The 17344-nt window shown below is 58.9% G+C and carries 20 protein-coding genes; 10 read left to right on the forward strand and 10 right to left on the reverse strand.

Features of this window, described 5'->3' with window-relative positions:
- Window positions 1-12: 12 nt before the first annotated feature.
- Both B9Z40_RS01945 and B9Z40_RS01950 read right to left on the reverse strand, forming a co-directional pair.
- A complete protein-coding gene (locus B9Z40_RS01945) occupies window positions 13-840 on the reverse strand; it encodes a 3-keto-5-aminohexanoate cleavage protein (RefSeq protein WP_100171638.1) in 828 nt (275 codons plus the stop codon).
- 36 nt (window positions 841-876) lie between these two features.
- Complete coding sequence (locus tag B9Z40_RS01950; RefSeq protein ID WP_100172860.1) at window positions 877-1830, reverse strand: 3-hydroxyacyl-CoA dehydrogenase family protein; 954 nt, start codon at window positions 1828-1830, stop codon at window positions 877-879.
- Between the two features lie 107 nt (window positions 1831-1937).
- Between B9Z40_RS01950 and B9Z40_RS01955 the strand changes: the two genes are divergently transcribed.
- Both B9Z40_RS01955 and B9Z40_RS01960 read left to right on the forward strand, forming a co-directional pair.
- Window positions 1938-2852, forward strand: coding sequence for a LysR family transcriptional regulator (locus tag B9Z40_RS01955; protein WP_100171639.1), 915 nt, complete (start codon window positions 1938-1940; stop codon window positions 2850-2852).
- 61 nt (window positions 2853-2913) lie between these two features.
- Window positions 2914-3264, forward strand: a complete 351-nt coding sequence (locus B9Z40_RS01960; protein WP_100171640.1) for a TIGR03643 family protein — start codon at window positions 2914-2916, stop codon at window positions 3262-3264.
- Window positions 3265-3310: 46 nt separating this feature from the next.
- On the opposite strand, the gene B9Z40_RS01965 is transcribed toward B9Z40_RS01960, so the two are convergent.
- From B9Z40_RS01965 to B9Z40_RS01985, 5 genes are read right to left on the reverse strand one after another with little or no spacing between them, the layout of a single operon-like run.
- Entirely contained in the window at window positions 3311-4078 is a 768-nt protein-coding gene (locus tag B9Z40_RS01965; RefSeq protein WP_100171641.1) for an SDR family NAD(P)-dependent oxidoreductase, read from the reverse strand.
- Entirely contained in the window at window positions 4075-5418 is a 1344-nt protein-coding gene (locus tag B9Z40_RS01970) for an MmgE/PrpD family protein (protein ID WP_100171642.1), read from the reverse strand. Before B9Z40_RS01970 ends, B9Z40_RS01965 begins: the two co-directional genes overlap by 4 nt.
- A 50-nt stretch (window positions 5419-5468) precedes the next feature.
- Window positions 5469-6950, reverse strand: coding sequence for a tripartite tricarboxylate transporter permease (locus B9Z40_RS01975; protein WP_100171643.1), 1482 nt, complete (start codon window positions 6948-6950; stop codon window positions 5469-5471).
- Between the two features lie 3 nt (window positions 6951-6953).
- Window positions 6954-7466, reverse strand: a complete 513-nt coding sequence (locus tag B9Z40_RS01980; protein ID WP_100171644.1) for a tripartite tricarboxylate transporter TctB family protein — start codon at window positions 7464-7466, stop codon at window positions 6954-6956.
- A complete protein-coding gene (locus B9Z40_RS01985; protein WP_100171645.1) occupies window positions 7463-8422 on the reverse strand; it encodes a tripartite tricarboxylate transporter substrate binding protein in 960 nt (319 codons plus the stop codon). The genes B9Z40_RS01980 and B9Z40_RS01985 overlap by 4 nt, the downstream gene beginning before the upstream one ends.
- A 253-nt stretch (window positions 8423-8675) precedes the next feature.
- Here B9Z40_RS01985 and B9Z40_RS01990 point away from each other — a divergent pair, with 253 nt between their 5' ends.
- Genes B9Z40_RS01990 through B9Z40_RS02000 form a run of 3 tightly spaced genes read left to right on the forward strand, consistent with a single transcriptional unit; the run spans window position 8676 to window position 11736 of the window.
- Window positions 8676-9383, forward strand: coding sequence for a GntR family transcriptional regulator (locus B9Z40_RS01990; RefSeq protein ID WP_100171646.1), 708 nt, complete (start codon window positions 8676-8678; stop codon window positions 9381-9383).
- Window positions 9380-10351, forward strand: coding sequence for a tripartite tricarboxylate transporter substrate binding protein (locus B9Z40_RS01995; RefSeq protein ID WP_100171647.1), 972 nt, complete (start codon window positions 9380-9382; stop codon window positions 10349-10351). The genes B9Z40_RS01990 and B9Z40_RS01995 overlap by 4 nt, the downstream gene beginning before the upstream one ends.
- A gap of 5 nt (window positions 10352-10356) precedes the next feature.
- Window positions 10357-11736, forward strand: coding sequence for an MmgE/PrpD family protein (locus tag B9Z40_RS02000; RefSeq protein ID WP_100171648.1), 1380 nt, complete (start codon window positions 10357-10359; stop codon window positions 11734-11736).
- A gap of 18 nt (window positions 11737-11754) precedes the next feature.
- On the opposite strand, the gene B9Z40_RS02005 is transcribed toward B9Z40_RS02000, so the two are convergent.
- Both B9Z40_RS02005 and B9Z40_RS02010 read right to left on the reverse strand, forming a co-directional pair.
- On the reverse strand, window positions 11755-12861 hold the full coding sequence (locus tag B9Z40_RS02005) for a Stealth CR1 domain-containing protein (protein WP_233204752.1): 1107 nt from the start codon (window positions 12859-12861) through the stop codon (window positions 11755-11757).
- Between the two features lie 99 nt (window positions 12862-12960).
- The gene (locus B9Z40_RS02010; RefSeq protein WP_100171649.1) at window positions 12961-14280 is read right to left on the reverse strand and encodes a Y-family DNA polymerase; all 1320 of its coding nucleotides are present in this window, start codon (window positions 14278-14280) and stop codon (window positions 12961-12963) included.
- Window positions 14281-14534: 254 nt separating this feature from the next.
- Here B9Z40_RS02010 and B9Z40_RS02015 point away from each other — a divergent pair, with 254 nt between their 5' ends.
- The 5 genes from B9Z40_RS02015 to B9Z40_RS02035 all read left to right on the forward strand — a co-directional run bounded on the left by B9Z40_RS02015 (window position 14535) and on the right by B9Z40_RS02035 (window position 16742).
- Complete coding sequence (locus B9Z40_RS02015) at window positions 14535-15062, forward strand: heme-binding protein (RefSeq protein ID WP_100172861.1); 528 nt, start codon at window positions 14535-14537, stop codon at window positions 15060-15062.
- 125 nt (window positions 15063-15187) lie between these two features.
- The gene (locus B9Z40_RS02020; RefSeq protein ID WP_100171650.1) at window positions 15188-15499 is read left to right on the forward strand and encodes a transcriptional regulator; all 312 of its coding nucleotides are present in this window, start codon (window positions 15188-15190) and stop codon (window positions 15497-15499) included.
- Entirely contained in the window at window positions 15492-15812 is a 321-nt protein-coding gene (locus tag B9Z40_RS02025) for a BrnA antitoxin family protein (protein WP_233204753.1), read from the forward strand. Before B9Z40_RS02020 ends, B9Z40_RS02025 begins: the two co-directional genes overlap by 8 nt.
- A 68-nt stretch (window positions 15813-15880) precedes the next feature.
- Complete coding sequence (locus tag B9Z40_RS02030; protein WP_233204754.1) at window positions 15881-16294, forward strand: HNH endonuclease signature motif containing protein; 414 nt, start codon at window positions 15881-15883, stop codon at window positions 16292-16294.
- Between the two features lie 40 nt (window positions 16295-16334).
- Window positions 16335-16742, forward strand: a complete 408-nt coding sequence (locus tag B9Z40_RS02035; protein ID WP_100171652.1) for a dihydroneopterin aldolase — start codon at window positions 16335-16337, stop codon at window positions 16740-16742.
- 6 nt (window positions 16743-16748) lie between these two features.
- On the opposite strand, the gene B9Z40_RS02040 is transcribed toward B9Z40_RS02035, so the two are convergent.
- Window positions 16749-17339, reverse strand: a complete 591-nt coding sequence (locus B9Z40_RS02040; RefSeq protein WP_100171653.1) for a pyridoxamine 5'-phosphate oxidase family protein — start codon at window positions 17337-17339, stop codon at window positions 16749-16751.
- Window positions 17340-17344: the final 5 nt, after the last annotated feature.

Here is a 17344-nt window from a genome sequence, read left to right on the forward strand (position 1 = left end):
AAAATGGAATGCTCAAGCGGCCAAAAAGGCTTCACGCGCCTGCTTGGCAGTGTAGAGGCTGCGGCCCAGCACTCGGGCCGAGTCGGCCACTTGGCGCACCAAGGCGGCGTTGTCGGGAGCGACTTGCCCGTTGTTGAGCAACAGGTTGTTTTCAAAGCCCACGCGCACATGGCCACCCAAAGCAGCTGCGGTGGTGGCACAAGCATGTTCGCCCGCACCAAAGGCGCACATGGACCATGGCTCGTTGCCGGTGTGGGCCATGACAAACGGCAACAAGTCTTTGGCCTCAGACGTTTGGCCGACCGAATAACGGCCCAGCACAAACAAGAGCGACCAAGGCGCATCAGGGATCACGCCTTGCGCGCGCAAGGCTTGCCAGCGCTGCAGATCGGCCACGTCGTACACGATGACCTGGGTCATCACGCGCTCTTTGGCCAGCCAGCCAAAAAATTGGGCGAGACCCGCTTCGCCAATTTCAGGCTGGTCCACTTCGCGCAGGCCAACGGAAACCGCCTCGGGTTTGAGCGCGGTCACCATGGCGATTTGCTCAGGTGCTTTGTAAACGCGAGCCGCTTCGCTGGTGACTTGGATGATCATTTCATCGCCCACCGCCGCCTTGACCGCCTGCTGAGCATCGCGGTAGCCCTGCACGTCCAGGCTATGGCGCCCCTCAGCATCCCGGATGTGCATGTGGATCATGGCCGCGCCTGCGTCGAGGCACAACTTGGCGGTTTGGCCCAGCTCCGCCGTCGTGAGGGGCAAGGCCGAGTGATCAGGCCGCTGCTTGTAGGCGCCGTTGGGGGCCACTGTGATCAAAATGGGGTGTGAAAAAACTGCCATGTCATGCCTTGTCTAGAAATTGTGGGGGGAGAAAAATCAATCTTTTGCGTTCAGCGGTGGCAATTCAGAGGCGAGCAAATCCAAGCCCTGGCGCAGCAGGTGGTCGTAGCGCTCGCGCTCGGCCTTTTGGCCCTCGGGCGTCCAGCTGAAAAAGCCCTGCCCGGTCTTCATGCCCAAGTCGCCCCGGGCCACGCGCTCTTGCAACACGCGAGCGGGTTCAGCATTCACGGCCAAGCTGGGGTACATGCTGGCGGCTGCGGCCGTGTGCACCTCCAGGCCGGCATGGTCACGCTGCATGACCGGGCCTGCCGCCAAAAAGCGAAAACCAAAGCCAAAGCGAACCGCCGCATCCACGTCTTCGGGCGAGGCCACGCCTTCGTCGATCAGGGCGAAGGCCTCACGCGCTAGCGCATGCTGCATGCGGTTGGCCAAAAAGCCCGGCTTGTCCTTGCGCACCAGCACTGGCACGCTGCCGCAACCCCGCATGAAGTCGCACAGCTGCTCGGCCTCTTGCACGCTGGACTTTGGCCCCAGCACCACTTCGACCAAGGGCACCAGATGTGCCGGCATGAAAAAGTGCAGACCCAACATCCGCTCAGCCGTGGGCAAACCTTCGGCGATGGCACTGATCGGGAAACTGGAGCTGTTGCTGCACAGCAAGGTTTCAGATGCCGCCATTTGCGCCAGTTGCGCAAACAGGGCCTGCTTGAGGGGCAGTTTTTCCGGAATACATTCAATCAGCAGACACACGCCTGGCCAGGCGATGTCGGTCAAATTGGCCACGGCTTGCACCCGCTCGGTGCGGTGCGCCATGCCCAGCGGTTCCAAGTTGTGGCGGACATGGGCTGCCAAAGCTTGGCGTTTGGCGGCGTCGGGCTCGACCACGGTGACTTGGCTGCCGCCACGGGCCAGCACAATGGCCACATCCATGCCCATGGTGCCACCGCCCACCACCACGGTCCGGGCCTGCAAAGGAAGCAAAGAAATCATGTTTTGAATGCCCACAGATTGAAATGGCTTGCAGTCTAGAAAACCCCCTTCGTTTCGTCCAGCCGTTTTTTCCCATAAACTGATCTGAAATACAAATCAATGCAGCCATGAACACCCCACTCAACTGGACGCCTCGCGATCTGGATATTTTTTTGGTGCTGGCCGAAACGGGCAGTTTCCGCCGCACGGCTGCACAAGTGCATTTGTCGCAATCGGCGGTATCGGGTGTCATCGTTCGGCTCGAAGAAGCCCTCAGCACGCGCTTGTTTGACCGCACCACCCGCAGCGTGCACTTGACCGTGGCTGGCCAGGTGTTTGTCGAGCAAGCCAAGATTCTGAGTGCCCAAACGCTGGAGGCCGTACAGCAGGTCCAGCAAATCAAGCAGGTGCAGTCGGGCAAAGTCGCCCTCGCCGCCTTGCCCTCTTTGGCAGCGACGGTCGTGCCCCGGGTCATGGCCCGATTTGCGGCGCAGTACCCGCAAATTTCATTGCAACTGCACGACACTTTGTCGGGTCCTGCCTTTGACCTGGTGCGGTCCGGCACGGTGGATTTGGCCTTAACGGCCGCCAACCCCGACTACGCAGACCTGGATTACACCCCCTTGTCGGCCGATGGCTTTGTACTGCTCATGCCTTTGGGTCACCCTCTGGCAAAAGTTCAAAGTCCCCTGAGCTGGCAGGCCGTGGGCGAGCTGACACACATCTCCATGCCCCTGCCTGCGAGCGTGCGGCAATACGCCAACACCGCCTTCATGTCGCACGGCATGGCTTTTCAGCCACGCTACGAAGTCGAGCACATCGCCACCATCCACGCCATGGTCAAAGCCGGTTTAGGGGTGGCCGCCCTGCCCGAATTGGCAGCAGCCTTTGTGCAGCAAGGCGGCGTGGCCACGCGGCGCCTGACGGGGCCGGACATCCAGCGGCCCATTGGCTTGGTGACGCGACGCCACCGAAGCCTGTCACCTGCCGCACAAGAAATGGTGCGCATGCTGCGGCAAGAAACAACGGCTTTATTGCCTTGAACAATCCGACACTTTGCCTGGAGGGCCAACGCGCCCCCGAGCACTCCATTAAAGTGTCACCATGAGTTCATCGAAAAACGATCACCACGCTTTGTCTGAAGAAGAGGCATCCAGCGTCATTGCCATGGCTTGGTCAGACGACACCCCTTTTGAAGCGATTGCCTTGCAGTTTGGACTGAATGAAGCCGAAGTGATCGCCTTGATGCGAGACCAGCTGAAAACACGCTCGTTCAGAGTCTGGCGCATGCGGGTCCGTGGACGGTCGGCCAAACACGGTGGCCTGCAGAAGTTGGACCGGCAATCACAAAGCCATGCCTCCCACACCCTGGTTCAATCGCTGGCACGCGACAGGGCACCAGAGGAGGATTTTCCGACGCCCCACTTGACGTTGACACCGGCATCGCTGCGCTGAAACTGCACGAGAGACTTGGCATGGAGACCCATGCCCATCAAGCGACTCAAGACCCCAAGTAAGTTCCACCATTGACGTGCAGCACTTGCCCCGTGACAAAACGGGCTTGGGGGCCCGCCAGCCAGGCCACGGAATCGGCCACCTCTTCGGCCGTACCCCGTCGACCCAGCAATGGCGTGTGCTTTTTGTGGTGGTTGGGCTGAGCCGACACGCTGCTGCCGTGCCGCACGGTATCGATCATGCCGGGCGACACACAATTGACCGTCACTTGATGTGCTGCCAAGTCGTGCGACAAAGCGCGGGTCAGGCCAACCAGGCCCGCTTTGGCGGTCACCACATGCACGCGGTTTTCAGCGCCAGTGTGGGCAGTCAGTCCACCAATGTTGATGACAGCACCGTCGGTTGCATGTTGCAAGTGCGGCAATGCCGCTTGCGTGCAGTGGAAAGCACCATCCAAAACCACGGCCAAAGTGCTGCGCCAATCTGCACTGCTGATGTCGGCCAGAGGTGCTTCTTTGCGAATGGCCGCATTGTTCACCAACACATCCAGGCGTCCAAACCGATCGGCCACTTCGGCCACCATCGCTTTCACCGCTTGGGCATCGGTCACATCGGCCACGCACAAGAGCGCAGGAACGCCCAGAGCGGTCAGTTCATCGACCACGGCTTGGCCTTCGGACACTGAGCTGCGCACGTTGACAGCAACGGCCATGCCATCGCGGGCCAAGGCCAAAGCAATGGCGCGACCAATGTTGCGTCCAGCCCCTGTGACCAAGGCCACACGACGGGTTTCTTTTGAAGCAGGTGTGCTCATTTCGTGCCCGATGCTGCGGTAGCGGCCAAGGCCGAGAATGACAAAGGACCGCCCAACAAGGCCGCATTGACCGTGTCCAACAGTGCCTGCGTTTGCGCAGCGTCCAAACCACCGTGGCTGCAGTTGGCTCGGAATTTTTGTTCCAAATCGGCGTCACTCAAAGGGTGTGCCGCGCCGCCCTTGAAGAACGCCTGACGCTCTTCCACAACACGGCCATCGGTCAAATGCACACGCACATGCCCAGTGAACTGAAGCGGGTAAGGATTGGCCGGGTCAACAACGTAACGAACTTTGGCAGCGAGTGCGCGCAAATCATCGCGTTGGACGGTGGCTTCGGTGTAGGCGGACAAGCCCGCATCGTCCAACAACAACCCCGCCGCGATGGCGTAGGGAATGCTGAACTTGGCAGAGTACGCGTTAGGCGGAGAAGCTTTGAGTGCCAACGGCTCCCAGAGACGGTGCACGATGCCCTCGGCGGTCTCGCATTCAATGCTTTGGATCTGGTCGGCCGTCACACCCTGCTTGCGCAAAGCGCGTGCGCAGTCGATGTAGGGATGTGCCATCGTGCCGCAGGCGTAAGGTTTGAACGCAATCGTGGTCCAGACCCAACGTTCGCCGAAACCCGCCAACATGGCTTCAAAGTCACCGTCCAGCGTGTTCGCAAAACCATGGAACAAACCATGTGTGCCTTCAAACACCGTGGAAGGTCCCACAAACCCTGCCTGCGCCAAACGGACAGCGCGGTAAGCCGACTGCGCGGCCCAACCGGGGTGCATCCGTTTCGTCCAAGAACCGTCGGCCAAATATTCAATGATGCCCGCAGCCATGCTGCCTGCCAGGCCCAAAGCATGGACCATTTGGGCCTCGGTCAGCTTCATGGCGGTGCCAATGCCCGCCACAGCGCCGATGACGCCAAAAATGGCTGTGGGATGAAAACCTGCTTTGTGAACGCGGGTAGGGGCCACGGCGCACAAACGGCAAGTGACTTCAACACCCAAGGCGATGCCCCGCAAAAGCGCATCGCCGTCCAGCGTGTGGCGCTGAGCCACCGCCAACAACGCTGGCACGATGACCGCACCTGCATGCACAGGGCCACCTTCGTATGTGTCGTCAAAATCTTCGCCGTGGGCAGCGATGCCATTGACAAAAGCAGTCGCTTCAACGCCGTAGCCCTCTGGAAAACCGAACACGGCGCAGGGACCCGGTTGCTCCACAGCGGCCAGTGCCGCCAGCACATAGTTTTCATGGCGTGCGGCCATGCAAATGCCGGCCACATCCATCAACAAACGCCGCGCCACGGGCAATGCCAAAGGGTCCAATTCGGGCTTGGATGAAGCCATCGCCGCAGCGAGTCTGACGGCAACGGATGGGCCTGAGGGGCTTGCGTGACTCATTTCTTTGACTTTCTATCGGTAAATTCTTTGATGCCGGTGTACAGCGCGAGGACCAAGGACAAGCCCAACAAGCCGGCTGAAACCATGTCGGTCATGAAGATGCTGTGGTCCCCGCCTGAAATCAGCAGGCTTCGTCGGTAGTTGGACTCGACCATGTAGCCCAGCACCAAGCCCAAAACCATCGGCAATACAGGGATGCGCAACAAACGCATGCCATAGCCCAAAACACCCACCGCCAAGGTCACAGCGATGTCAAAGACACTTTGGTGCAGTGCATAAACACCCGTCATGACCAAGGCCAAAATGCCTGCAATCAGGTACGGCTTAGGACGGTTCACCAGCCAGATACACGGGTTGAGAATGACCAAACCAATCAAGAGCATGGCGATGTTGGCCGCCAACAAACCCACATACAGGCCATAGACCACATCGGGTGCTTTGGTGAACAACATGGGACCTGGCTGCAAGCCATGGATCAGAAAGCCCCCCATCAAGATGGCGGCCGAGTTGGACCCAGGAATGCCCAGGCTGAGCAACGGCACCAGCGCCGTGGCTGTCACCACGTTGTTGGCCGCCTCGGGTGCCGCCACGCCTTCAGGCGAACCATGGCCATATTCCTCAGGGTGCTTGGACCAGCGTTTGCTTTCAGAATAAGCCATGAAGGCGGCCACCGTGCCACCCGCACCCGGCGTGACACCTTCGAATGTGCCCACAGCCGCACCGATGGCCTGTGGCCTGAACAAGCGCTTGGTCATGGCCCAATCGGGCAACTTCAAACGAGACGAAATTTTGTCGGCCTTGGCCCAAGCAGGCTCACCAATTTGCACCAACATTTCGGTGACGGCGAACAAGCCCACCATGATGATGATGGGCTTCACGCCATCCAGCAGGTCGGCAGAACCAAAGGTGAAACGTGACACCCCAGAAACAGGGTCGCTGCCAATGAAAGCGATCATGAGCCCCACACAAGCGGCGATCAGTCCCTTGAGCAAGGCACCACCCGACAGACTGGCAATCACGGAGAGTCCCAAAACGCCCAAGGAAAAATAAGCCGCGGGCGTGAAAGCCAAAGCCACTTTGGCCAAACTTTCGGTGGCCAGCACCAACACCACCAAACCAAACAAGCCCCCCACCAAACCAGACATCAAAGAAATGCCCAGTGCCTCACCCGCCTTGCCTTGCCTTGCCATTTCAAAACCATCGATGACCGTGGCCGATGCCGAGTTGGTACCCGGCGTTCGAATCAAAATCGCGGGGATAGAGCCCCCATATTCAGCCCCCACATAAACGCTGGCCAAAAGAACGATGGCGATGGTTGGCGGCAAACCAACCGTAAAGGGCAGCAACAAAGCCATCGCAATCGAGGGCGAGATGCCTGGCAAAGCCCCACCCAAAATGCCCCACAAAACGCCACCAAAGGCTGCGGCGATGACCCACAGCCAAGCAAAACCACTGAGAGATTGCAACAACGCGTCCATGAATCAACCTGCAAAAAGTGTGGGCCAGATGCCCGCTGGCATTTTGACTTTCAGTGCAAAGTCAAACAAAAACCACAGCACCGGACCGGTGAGCAATACAAAACCGAACAGCACTTTGGCTTCGCGCCCGCCTGCAAACCAGGCCACGGCGGCAGACAGCAGGCCAACCGACACCACGTAACCGAGCCAAGGCAGCAAGACCAAATAAGTGGCCAAGATCAACAGCAAACCCAAGGCAAGTTGGTGCGGATTTTGCGGCGAATCTTCGTCCTGTGTGTCATCAGCATCTGCAAGCAAACCCGGTGCCGGCTTTTGCATCAATGCTTTGAACAACAGTAAGGCGGAGGCTACAGCCATCAAAGCGCCAATGAACACCGGAACACCCGAAGCCCCGACCTCATCGGCCAACAAACTGTCCTCAATGCCATTGGCAAACCCAACATAGCCCAATGAAAACAACAGACCGATCGCACCTGTGACCAAATTGGTCTTGCGTTCACTGAGGGTGCTACTCATTTCAACAGCCCCAACTCTTTGAAGGAAGTGACTGTTTCAGCCGCGAAATCGGTTGTGAATTTGCGTGCAGCTTCACGGCCCAACACCATGGGCGTGAGGTTCTCGCGTGTGTACTCAGCTTTATAAGCAGGCAACTCCATGACTTTGCGGGCAGCATCTTCCCAGGCTTTGGCCACACTGTCCGGTAAGCCCTTGGGGCTGGCCAGTCCACGGAATTTGCGCACCACCACGTTGAAGCCCTGCTCTTTGGCCGTGGGCAACTTGGGCAAACCTTGCAAACGCGTTTCAGACAAAGTGGCCAACAAACGGATTTTTCCGGCTTCGAGTTGGCCTTGCAATTCCTGCATTTCACCAATGCCCAAGTCATAAGTGCCGTTGAGCACACCAATCATTTGGTCTGCGCCGCCTTCATGGCTAACAATGGGCACTTTCACGCCTGCGGCACGCGCCAGCTTCTCCATGGCGATGCGCTCCAAAGACGCTGGATTGGACGCACCCCAACGGGATTTTCCTGGATTGGCTTTGGCAAAAGCCATCACATCGGCCAACGTCTTGTGCGGCGAATCTGCACGGGTGTAAATGAGCTCGGGGTCCAAAAAGACGATCAGCATGGGGTCCAAACCGTCATAACCGACGGGCGGCTTGGACAGCAAGGTGGTCTGAATGTACGTGGGGGTTGTGCCGTAAAAAATTGAACCATCAGGCGCCCCTTTGGCCACCGCAGCCACTGCAGTGGCACCACTGCCACCACGCACATTTTCCACAGAGAAGCTGGTTTTCATCACCGTGCTCAGCTGCTTGGAAAAGTCCCGCAAGAAAACGTCTGTACCGCCACCGGGACTGGAATGCGTCACCAACGAAACGCGCGCAACAGGGTAAGGGGCCTGCTGTGCATGGGTCATGCTGCTGGCCACCAAGAACAAGCCGAAGCTGGCCATCACTTGTTTGATTTTCATGGGTCGTCTCCAAAAATGAGGTGATCAGATCCATGCACATTTCAGCGCATTTTTCAAATTCATTTCTTTATCGTATACGAAAATCGCCACCAAGAACACCGAGAAAAACCCGCATGCATGATCAAAACTCACCCCCCCCCCCAGTCGCTATCGCACATCGAAAAATTCAGCCAACAAGGAACTCACAACCCGTTCCAACCGGACATTTCGTATACGATATGTCCTTTATAAATTCAACACCATAGACTGCCGCATGCTTCCCTGGCTTGGCGAAAACCCCACAGAACAGCCGCATGGCTCGCACACCACTTCATTGGCGAAGTTGGTGCGCGACGATGTGTTGGCGGGCATTCTCAATGGCAGCCTGCTGCCGGGGCAGCGGATCAATGAGCCCGATGTCGCCGCTCGTTTGAATGTCTCGCGAGTCCCGGTCCGAGAAGCCCTGCGAGAACTTGAAAGCTCTGGCGTGGTGATTTCACGCAAACACTCTGGCGTGTTTGTGCGACAGCTCGGCATGGTTGAAGTTCGCGACCTTTACGAACTCAGATCTTTACTGGACGGTTTTGCCGGACGTGCTGCAGCCCAGTTGCCCAAAAAAGACCGCGACAGCTTGGTCAGATTTTTGGTCAGCACCACCAGCAGCATGAAAGAAGCTCTGAAAAGTGCCGATGCCAACCTTTATTACGCAGAAAACCTGCGTTTTCACTGGGCCATCGTCGAAGCTGCAGGCAATGTGCAGATGGCCGAAATTTACCGAGGCATTGTGCAAAAACTGCACATCTCGCGCCTCAAGAATCTCTCTGGCAACAGCGGCCGAAAAGCCTCCATTGCCGAGCACCAAACCATTGTTCGGGCTTTGCGCCAAGGCGACTTTGCGCAGACCGAGTTACTGATGGCCCGTCACGTCGACGACGCCCTTGTTCGACTGGAAGAAACCTCTCAACTGAAAGCACCAACATGAAACGCCGTCAACTGCTGCAGGCCGCATCGGCCCTAGGCCTGCTGCCCTCTTTGGCAAACGCCCAAGCCACTTACCCCAGCAAACCGATCCGCTACATCGTTCCGGTGGTCGCCGGTGGTGGCAGCGACATGGTCGGCCGCACCGTGACCGAGCGCTGGGGCGCTTTGCTCAAACAATCGTTCATTGTGGACAACCAAGCTGGTGGTGGCGGCGTGATCGCTTGCCAATCTGCTGCGCGCGCAGCCCCCGATGGTTACACCTTGCTGCAAGGCTATGTGGCCACCCACGGCACCAGCCCAGCCACGCGCAAATTGCCCTATGACCCGATCAAGGACCACACACCGATTGGCATGATTGGTGCCACACCCAATGTCTTGGTGGTCAACGCATCTCTGCCCGTGCGCAACATCAAAGAATTCGTGGAATACGTCAAAGCCAACCCAGGACGCTTGAGCTATGGATCAGCAGGTCAGGGTTCCTTGACCCACTTGACCATGGAGCTGTTCAAGCAACAGATCAACTCCTTCATGGTCCACATTCCTTACCGAGGCGTCGCTCTGGCCTTCACCGACCTGATTGGTGGGCAGACCCAAGCCATGTTCCCTGGTTTGGCCGCAGCCGTACCCCACATGAAGTCGGGCCGCGTGCGCGCCTTGGCGGTCACGGGCCCCAAGCGCCATTCGCAATACAAAGACATTCCCACGCTCGACGAATCCGGTTTCAAGGGTTTTGACGCCCAGCAGTGGTACGGCGTGGTCGGGCCTGCGGGCATGCCTGCGCCCATCGTCAAGCACCTCAATGAGACCTTGGCCACCGTGCTCAAAGCCCCAGACCTGCGCGAGAAACTCTCGGTCGAGGCCATCGAACCCATCACCATGACACCTGACGAATTTGGTGTCTTCATCAAAGCTGAAATCGTCCGATGGTCCGCCATCGCCAAAGCCCGCAACATCCAACTCGACAACTGAACACCATGGCACGCAATACCCAAGTCACCGCTGACCACAACGCCCCTGCAGTCACCCAAATTTTGGCCAAGTTCGTGGCCACGCATCCTTCCAAAGGCTGGAGCGACGAGGTTGATCTGGAGGCTCACCGCACTTTCATGAATTGGCTGGGCTGCGCCGTGGGCGCCACTGGCCACGAAGCCGCCGATGCCGCATTGGCCGCTGTGCAGGTGCTTCAACCCGCAGCGCAAGCCAGTGTGCTGGGCCGCGCCACCAAAGTCGACATGGCCAGCGCCGCCTTGCTCAATGGCATCACCTCGCACACCTTTGACTTTGACGACACCCACCTCAAAACCATCATCCACCCCGCAGGTCCTGTGGCCTCGGCCATTTTGGCTTTGGCCGAACACCAGCAGTGCACTGGCCGCGAGGTGATCGATGCGCTGGTCATCGGCATTGACGTGGCTTGCCGCGTGGGCAATGCCATGTACCCCGACCACTACGACCGTGGCTGGCACATCACCGGCTCTACCGGCACTTTGGGTGCGGCTGCGGCCTGCGCCCGTTTGCTCAAACTCAACGAACAACAAACAGCCATGGCTTTGGGCATTGCAGCCTCTCAGCCCATTGGCATGCGCGAGCAGTTCGGCACCATGACCAAGCCCTTTCACCCCGGTGCTGCCGCGCGTGCAGGCCTGATGTCGGCGCTCTTGGCCCAGCAAGGTTTCACCGCCAGCCCGAAAGCGCTGGAAGCACCTCGCGGCATGATGCAAACCGTGTCGATCAAGAACGACTGGAGCGAGATCACCCACGAGCTGGGCGAGCGCTTTGAAATTTCGTTCAACAGTTACAAGCCCTTCGCCTGCGGCATCGTGATCCACCCCAGCATCGATGCCTGCGCCCAGTTGCGCGCCAAAGGCGTGCGCCCAGAACAAGTGGAACGCATTGATTTGCGCGTGCACTCCTTGGTGCTCGAACTGACTGGCAAAAAAGAGCCGGTTGATGGTCTGCAGGCCAAGTTCAGCGTTTACCACGGTTGCGCTGCGGGCTTGACCTTTGGTTTCGCCGCCGAGGAAGAGTTCTCTGACCACATCGTGACGCGCGACGACATGGTGGCCTTGCGCCGCAAAGTGGTGGCCACAGTGGACGACTCGATCGACGAAGCCAGCGCCGACGTGACCGCCACTTTGACCGATGGCAGCAAGGTCCATGTGTTTGTGGAGCACGCGATTGGCTCGCTGAAAAACCCCATGACCCAAGCGCTGCTCGAGGGCAAATTCCACGGTCTGAGCGATCCTGTTTTGGGCCAAGCCCAGACCACCGCACTGATCAACGCTTGCTGGGCCATTGGCAACGCCGCCAACGTCAATTCCATCATCCAGTTGGCAACACCCCAAACCGCCTAAGTCGACGGCTGCGAAGGTTCACGCCCTTTTTTGCAGGGCAGGCACAGGGAAGGCATTCAAGGCCTGGCCCTGTGCTGAATGCACACCCGACCGCGCTGGCGATCCGACAGAAGACGCTGTGGCTTGGTCGTTTTCAAACGCTGAAGGCTTGGGCAAGATGGTTTGCAGCACAGTCAGCACGTTTTGCAAGCGCGGATCGTGGGTGTGGGCGTCGTCGGTGGTGTCGTTGATGCAAAAGAAATCGAGCGCACCAAATTCGGCCTCCAAGGCTTGCAACTGCTCGTTTTGATCGCTCTCACCTGTCGACACATAGCGGTGACGGTAAGGCTGAATGCTGGCCAGGCCATGCGCCAAGGCCCAGCGCAACACAAAATCCGACACGATGGTGGGCTTGTCCCAGCTGCGAAACACCGTGGAGCGCACAGCGGCAAACAACTCGGGGGCCGTGGCTTCAAGCTCGAACAAGATCGACTTGAGCATGGGCCGGGGCGAATGCGCGAACGTGCGGAAAGTACTTTGGTACAGCGGGTCTTGCTCGCGCAGTGCGGGCGCGCCTGAGCGGGCTTTTTCGGTCAGCCACTGGATCGACAAACGGCATGCGTTCTCGAGTGAAGTGGCGTCCATGCGCATGGCCTCATCGGTGACCATGGGCTCATCGGACCAAGTGACATGAAAACCGGCATCGCTGAACCAATCGCTCACCTGCACCGGGGCCCCAAAAAATACGTCGTCGTTGAAATAAAAATAACGCTCAGACAGACCCGGAATGTGGTGAATCCACGACTCGATATGGCCTGAATCAAACGTGGGCAAAGACGCCTCGGGCATCAGATCCCGGTGATCGACCAGCGTCAGGCGGTCCGAGGGGCGCAACCAGTCGGGCGCCTGCGCGTCGGTCACGATGTACACATGACCATGGTCGGGGAAAAACTTCTCCAACGCACGCAGGCTGTAACGCAGCTCGTGGTTGTCACGAAACCGGCCCTCCACATTGCTGTAAAGGGCCATGGCGGCGTTGGAATCGCTGGGGAGTTGCTGCAGGGCAGCCTGGCGCTTGGCACGCCAGGCCGAATCGTTCCCGTCAACCCACAAATAAACGATGTCAATGGGTGAATCGAGGGACATGTCTGCGTTGGAATTTTTCAAGGGCGTAAGTCTAGCAGCGTTGACACATCCACTTTCGAAAAAGCCATCCTGAGGTCGGGGACGCTGCGGGGATGCGCCTCAAGCATCCATCTGCACCGTGAGCAAATGGGCCCAATCGGTGGTGTACGCCGGGGTTTTGAAATCTTGTTTCATGTGCCAAATTTGCGCAGCGTGGCCCATGCCCGCGCTGCCCAACTTCAGGCTGCCCCGGCCGTGCCGCTGGTTGATCTGATCGATGGCCAGCATCAAGCGCGTGCGGTTGGCAGGCTGGGCATCGCCTAAGTGACGTGACAAATCGAGCGTCATCTGCTGGCGCGTGGCCGGTTGCAAGCCCATCAGCATCACACCCGCTTTGGCGTACAGATAACCCGGCTCGTAAATGCTGCCCAGCAAAGCCACCGCTGCCTGGGTGATGTGCGCACTGTCGCTGGTGGGCACAGGCAGCGGCAGACAGGCGCTGCGGCTGTATTGCGCGTTTTGCTTTCTGAACGGGCTGGTACGGATGAACACCAGCACCTGGGCCGCATGGCCCTTTTGCTTGCGCAATTTTTCTGCGGCGCGACAGGCAAACTCGGTCACGGCTTGCTGCAAATCGGCCAACTCGGTGACCGGGTGGCCAAAGCTGCGGGTGCAGGCAATTTGCTGTTTGGGCGAAGGCTCGTCTTCAAACTCAAAACAGGGCGTGCCCTGCAACTCGCGCACGGTTTTTTCGAGCACCACCGAGCTCATGGCCCGAGCGGCTGCCGGGCTCATGCCCACCAAGTCTTGCGCAGTCGCGATGCCCTGCGCCCGCAGCCGTGCAGCGATGCGTGGCCCTACACCCCACACCTCACCCACGTCGGTGGCCTGCAGCAGCGCGGCCAACTCTTGCGGCGTGCATGCGCCCAGATGGCAAATTTGGGCATGGTGCGCGGGGTAGCTGCCGGGTTTGCGCTCGGCGCTTTTGGCAATGGCGTTGGCGAGTTTTGCAAGCGTCTTGGTCGGGCCGATGCCGATGCAGGTCGGAATGCCGATCCATTGCAAGATGCGCCTTCGGATTTGGCGGGCACGGCGGACCAAATCGCCGGAGATACCGCTCAGGTCCACAAAGCTCTCGTCGATGGAGTAAACCTCTTGATGGTGGCCAAGCCCTGCAGCCAAGCTCATCATGCGGTCGCTCATGTCGCCATACAAAGAAAAATTGGCCGACAGTGCGATCAGGCCTGCGTTGCGCTCCAACTCATGCAACTGAAAGTAAGGTGCCCCCATCTTGATGCCCAAAGCTTTGGCTTCGTCGCTGCGGGCAATGGCGCAGCCGTCGTTGTTGGACAGCACCACCACCGGCCGGCCTTGCAACCAGGGCTGAAAGACGCGTTCGCACGAGACATAGAAGTTGTTGCCATCCACGAGGGCGTACATGGGACGAAGGGGGGAATTCATGAAGTGAGCTGCCGCATCAATACTGTACAAATGAACAGTATATAGACGGCAAGCTCTTTGGGGCCACACCTCGCCCCACTTTTGCACGCGGGAATGCGTTTCCAACCCACTCCGTTCGCTGTCAGACAGATGCACATGCGGGAATTTGCTGTAATGACGACACACGAAAGACCCCGATGCGCTGGATTTTTTCCCTTTTGTCCCCCCTCTTGTTCCTTTTTTGCGAGGCTGCCATGGCCACTGAAGAACCCCGCTACACCGTTTTGACGGCAGAGCCGCCATTTGAAGTGCGCCGATACAGCGCCTTCACAGTGGCCCAAACGCAAATCAATGGCGACTTTGACGCGGCCAGCGGCAGTGGTTTCAGGCGCATCGCGGCTTACATTTTTGGTGACAACCTGCAGCACCAATCGGGCATGCAGCGCAAAATCGCGATGACCGCCCCCGTCACGCTCACGCCTGAGAACCACGGCTGGCGCGTGCACTTTGTGATGCCGTCTGAGGAAAACGTGCAAACCCTGCCCCAACCCCTGAACCCGCAAATACAACTGCGCCCCGTGCCCGAGCACGAGGTGGTGGCCGTGCGTTTCAGTGGCTTGACGACGCAGGCCAGCATGCAAGAGCAAACCGAACGCCTCAGGGCTTGGGCACAGGCGCGAAATCTCAAACTCAGCCCCACCGCGCAGGTGGCCCGCTACGACAACCCCTTCACCTTGCCGTGGAACCGGCGCAATGAAATTTTGATTGACCTGATGCCCTGAGTCCGGGCCCACGCGGCTAGTTGACAGAAAGGAGACTGCGTCCCGCGTATCGAGCGCCGCCCCTCCGGTCCTCGATGCAGCCGCCATGGTTCAGTCAACTAATTTTTTGCTAGTACAATTAATTCATGTTAACCGTCCATGAAACCCCAGATTTCATCGCTTGGTCAGCCAAGGTTTGGGCTGACTCCGAACGGTTTGAGTTCATCGCGTGGATCAGCGAAAACCCAATGGCTGGGGATGTGATTTCTGGGGCTGGCCCCTTGCGCAAAGTGCGGTGGACACGCCAAGGCATGGGCAAGAGCGGCGGCGCCAGAGTGATTTATTTCAACCGCTTGGCCAACGGAGAGATTGTTCTTCTGTTGGTTTACGCCAAAGCCAAATTTGACAATCTGAGACCTGAACTGCTGCTGAAACTGAAGGAGCGATTCGATGCCTAAATCCAAAACCACTCAAGCGTCCCCTATGGACCCCGAAATGCTCGAATTTGAAGCTGCGCTGCTGAGCTCGGTCGATCAGGCGCTCCGGGGTGAACTGGCCGCAAGCCACACGCCTCAAGCGATTCGGGCGCGCGGTGCAGGCCGCCCCGTGGGCAGCGTCAAGCCAGACCGCAAAGTGCCCACCACCATCCGTTTGTCGCCAGAAGTCTCGTCGGCGTTTCGTGCCACCGGTCATGGTTGGCAGACCCGCATAGATGCCGCGCTCAAAGATTGGCTGCGCACGCATTCCCCATCGGCTGAAGCCGGACATTGAACCAAGCCACGACCATTCAACATGACCTGATGCCCTGAAAGCCACTGGGATCAATCGCCCGGTGCGGCATGCGCCGCCGGCAGTCTGTTGTAGCCTTGCGCCATGGTCAACACACTGGTTTTGCCGTGACGGGGCGCATTCGGAAAAAGCTGATTCAAGCCCAGCTTGAAGCCCTGCCTGCCCCGCGCGGTGGCGACCTACTGTGCCCGCTGTGCGAGCGAGCCATTCCGCCCAGCCAACAAGACGCGCACCATTTGGTGCCCAAGTCGCACGGGGGCGTGCAGACAGCGGTGCTGCACCGCATTTGCCATCGCCAGATCCATGCGCTGTTCACCGAGACCGAATTGGCCCGCCAATACGCCACCGTCGAAGCCTTGAAGCAGCCCGAAGAGATGGCCCGCTTCATCCGTTGGATGCAAACCAAACCCGACGCATTTTTTGAAAAAAGCCGCAAGAGCCAGCGGCTCAAAAGCAGGCGCTGAGACCCAGAACGCCAACCCACGAACTTGCCCCTCAACACCCATGACCCTGCCAACCTTGACCGCCAGCCAGATCGAACTGAAAGACTTTCGTCTGACCACCCGCATCGGCACCTATGCGCCCGGCGATACTGTGCCCGATTACCACGCGCTGGATTTGACACTCTGGATCCACCCCGAACTGGTGCTGATTGCCCAAGACGGCATGGCGCATGTGTTCGATTACGACCCTTTGGTGATCGAGATCGAGCGACTCGCAGCCGATGGACGGTACGAGACCCAAGAGCGGCTGATGACGCGCATCGTGCAGGCCTGCGCGGCTTACCCCGCCATCGAGGCGATCGACATCGCCTTGCGCAAATTCCCGGTGCGTGCGGGCAGCGGCTCTTTGGGTGTGCGCTTGGCAGTCGACGGCGCACAACTGCAACGCCTGCGAGACGACCGAAGCTGAAAGCATTCAGGGCGTGAGCCACTCCCAAGTGGTGTCGCTCAGCTGCGCCCGGCGATGCCCTTCACGCGACAACTCCAGCCAGTCCATTTGAAGCACCTGCGCACGCAAAATAGCAAAGCTGTGCGCTGGCGCGGGGGCATTGGCCGGGTCGACACTGGCCGTTTCGACATTCGCTTTGCCGCTGGTTTGAGGCAAGACGACACCCGGCGGCAGTAGCGACAAATAATCACCCGCAGCCGCCGACTGCTTGACCCCTTGCCAAAGCACATCGACCTCCGGGCCAGCGGTGATGACCGTGCAGGCCACCCGCACCCTCAATTGCCAACTCAAACGCGCACTCCAAAACACCAGCATGGCAGGGGATTTGGCCTGCAGCTGGGCCACTTTAGGGCTGCGGCTGTCGGTGTAAAAAGTCAGTTGCCCAGCCCCTGCGTCCACCTGCCGCAAGACCACGGTGCGGGCATCGGGCAAGCCGTCTGCGTCGGTCGAAGCCAACACGGGCGTGCGCCACTCGTGGTGCCGGTCAAGACTGGCCCGCCCCAACTCTATCCAAATTTGCGGGCGTATTTCTGAGGGCGTTTGCAGGTGGATTTTCATGGTCT

This window comes from Limnohabitans sp. 15K (assembly GCF_002778285.1).
In the GTDB taxonomy this organism is placed as follows: Bacteria; Pseudomonadota; Gammaproteobacteria; order Burkholderiales; family Burkholderiaceae_C; genus Limnohabitans_A.

What these genes read in the sequence shown, in the direction of transcription:
- B9Z40_RS01945 (WP_100171638.1), bottom strand. Translation starts at nt 840, where the DNA reads ATGGCAGTTTTTTCACACCCCATTTTGATCACAGTGGCCCCCAACGGC.
- B9Z40_RS01950 (WP_100172860.1), bottom strand. Translation starts at nt 1,830, where the DNA reads ATGATTTCTTTGCTTCCTTTGCAGGCCCGGACCGTGGTGGTGGGCGGT.
- B9Z40_RS01955 (WP_100171639.1), top strand. Translation starts at nt 1,938, where the DNA reads ATGAACACCCCACTCAACTGGACGCCTCGCGATCTGGATATTTTTTTG.
- B9Z40_RS01960 (WP_100171640.1), top strand. Translation starts at nt 2,914, where the DNA reads ATGAGTTCATCGAAAAACGATCACCACGCTTTGTCTGAAGAAGAGGCA.
- B9Z40_RS01965 (WP_100171641.1), bottom strand. Translation starts at nt 4,078, where the DNA reads ATGAGCACACCTGCTTCAAAAGAAACCCGTCGTGTGGCCTTGGTCACA.
- B9Z40_RS01970 (WP_100171642.1), bottom strand. Translation starts at nt 5,418, where the DNA reads ATGGCTTCATCCAAGCCCGAATTGGACCCTTTGGCATTGCCCGTGGCG.
- B9Z40_RS01975 (WP_100171643.1), bottom strand. Translation starts at nt 6,950, where the DNA reads ATGGACGCGTTGTTGCAATCTCTCAGTGGTTTTGCTTGGCTGTGGGTC.
- B9Z40_RS01980 (WP_100171644.1), bottom strand. Translation starts at nt 7,466, where the DNA reads ATGAGTAGCACCCTCAGTGAACGCAAGACCAATTTGGTCACAGGTGCG.
- B9Z40_RS01985 (WP_100171645.1), bottom strand. Translation starts at nt 8,422, where the DNA reads ATGAAAATCAAACAAGTGATGGCCAGCTTCGGCTTGTTCTTGGTGGCC.
- B9Z40_RS01990 (WP_100171646.1), top strand. Translation starts at nt 8,676, where the DNA reads ATGCTTCCCTGGCTTGGCGAAAACCCCACAGAACAGCCGCATGGCTCG.
- B9Z40_RS01995 (WP_100171647.1), top strand. Translation starts at nt 9,380, where the DNA reads ATGAAACGCCGTCAACTGCTGCAGGCCGCATCGGCCCTAGGCCTGCTG.
- B9Z40_RS02000 (WP_100171648.1), top strand. Translation starts at nt 10,357, where the DNA reads ATGGCACGCAATACCCAAGTCACCGCTGACCACAACGCCCCTGCAGTC.
- B9Z40_RS02005 (WP_233204752.1), bottom strand. Translation starts at nt 12,861, where the DNA reads ATGTCCCTCGATTCACCCATTGACATCGTTTATTTGTGGGTTGACGGG.
- B9Z40_RS02010 (WP_100171649.1), bottom strand. Translation starts at nt 14,280, where the DNA reads ATGTACGCCCTCGTGGATGGCAACAACTTCTATGTCTCGTGCGAACGC.
- B9Z40_RS02015 (WP_100172861.1), top strand. Translation starts at nt 14,535, where the DNA reads ATGGCCACTGAAGAACCCCGCTACACCGTTTTGACGGCAGAGCCGCCA.
- B9Z40_RS02020 (WP_100171650.1), top strand. Translation starts at nt 15,188, where the DNA reads ATGTTAACCGTCCATGAAACCCCAGATTTCATCGCTTGGTCAGCCAAG.
- B9Z40_RS02025 (WP_233204753.1), top strand. Translation starts at nt 15,492, where the DNA reads ATGCCTAAATCCAAAACCACTCAAGCGTCCCCTATGGACCCCGAAATG.
- B9Z40_RS02030 (WP_233204754.1), top strand. Translation starts at nt 15,881, where the DNA reads ATGCGCCGCCGGCAGTCTGTTGTAGCCTTGCGCCATGGTCAACACACT.
- B9Z40_RS02035 (WP_100171652.1), top strand. Translation starts at nt 16,335, where the DNA reads ATGACCCTGCCAACCTTGACCGCCAGCCAGATCGAACTGAAAGACTTT.
- B9Z40_RS02040 (WP_100171653.1), bottom strand. Translation starts at nt 17,339, where the DNA reads ATGAAAATCCACCTGCAAACGCCCTCAGAAATACGCCCGCAAATTTGG.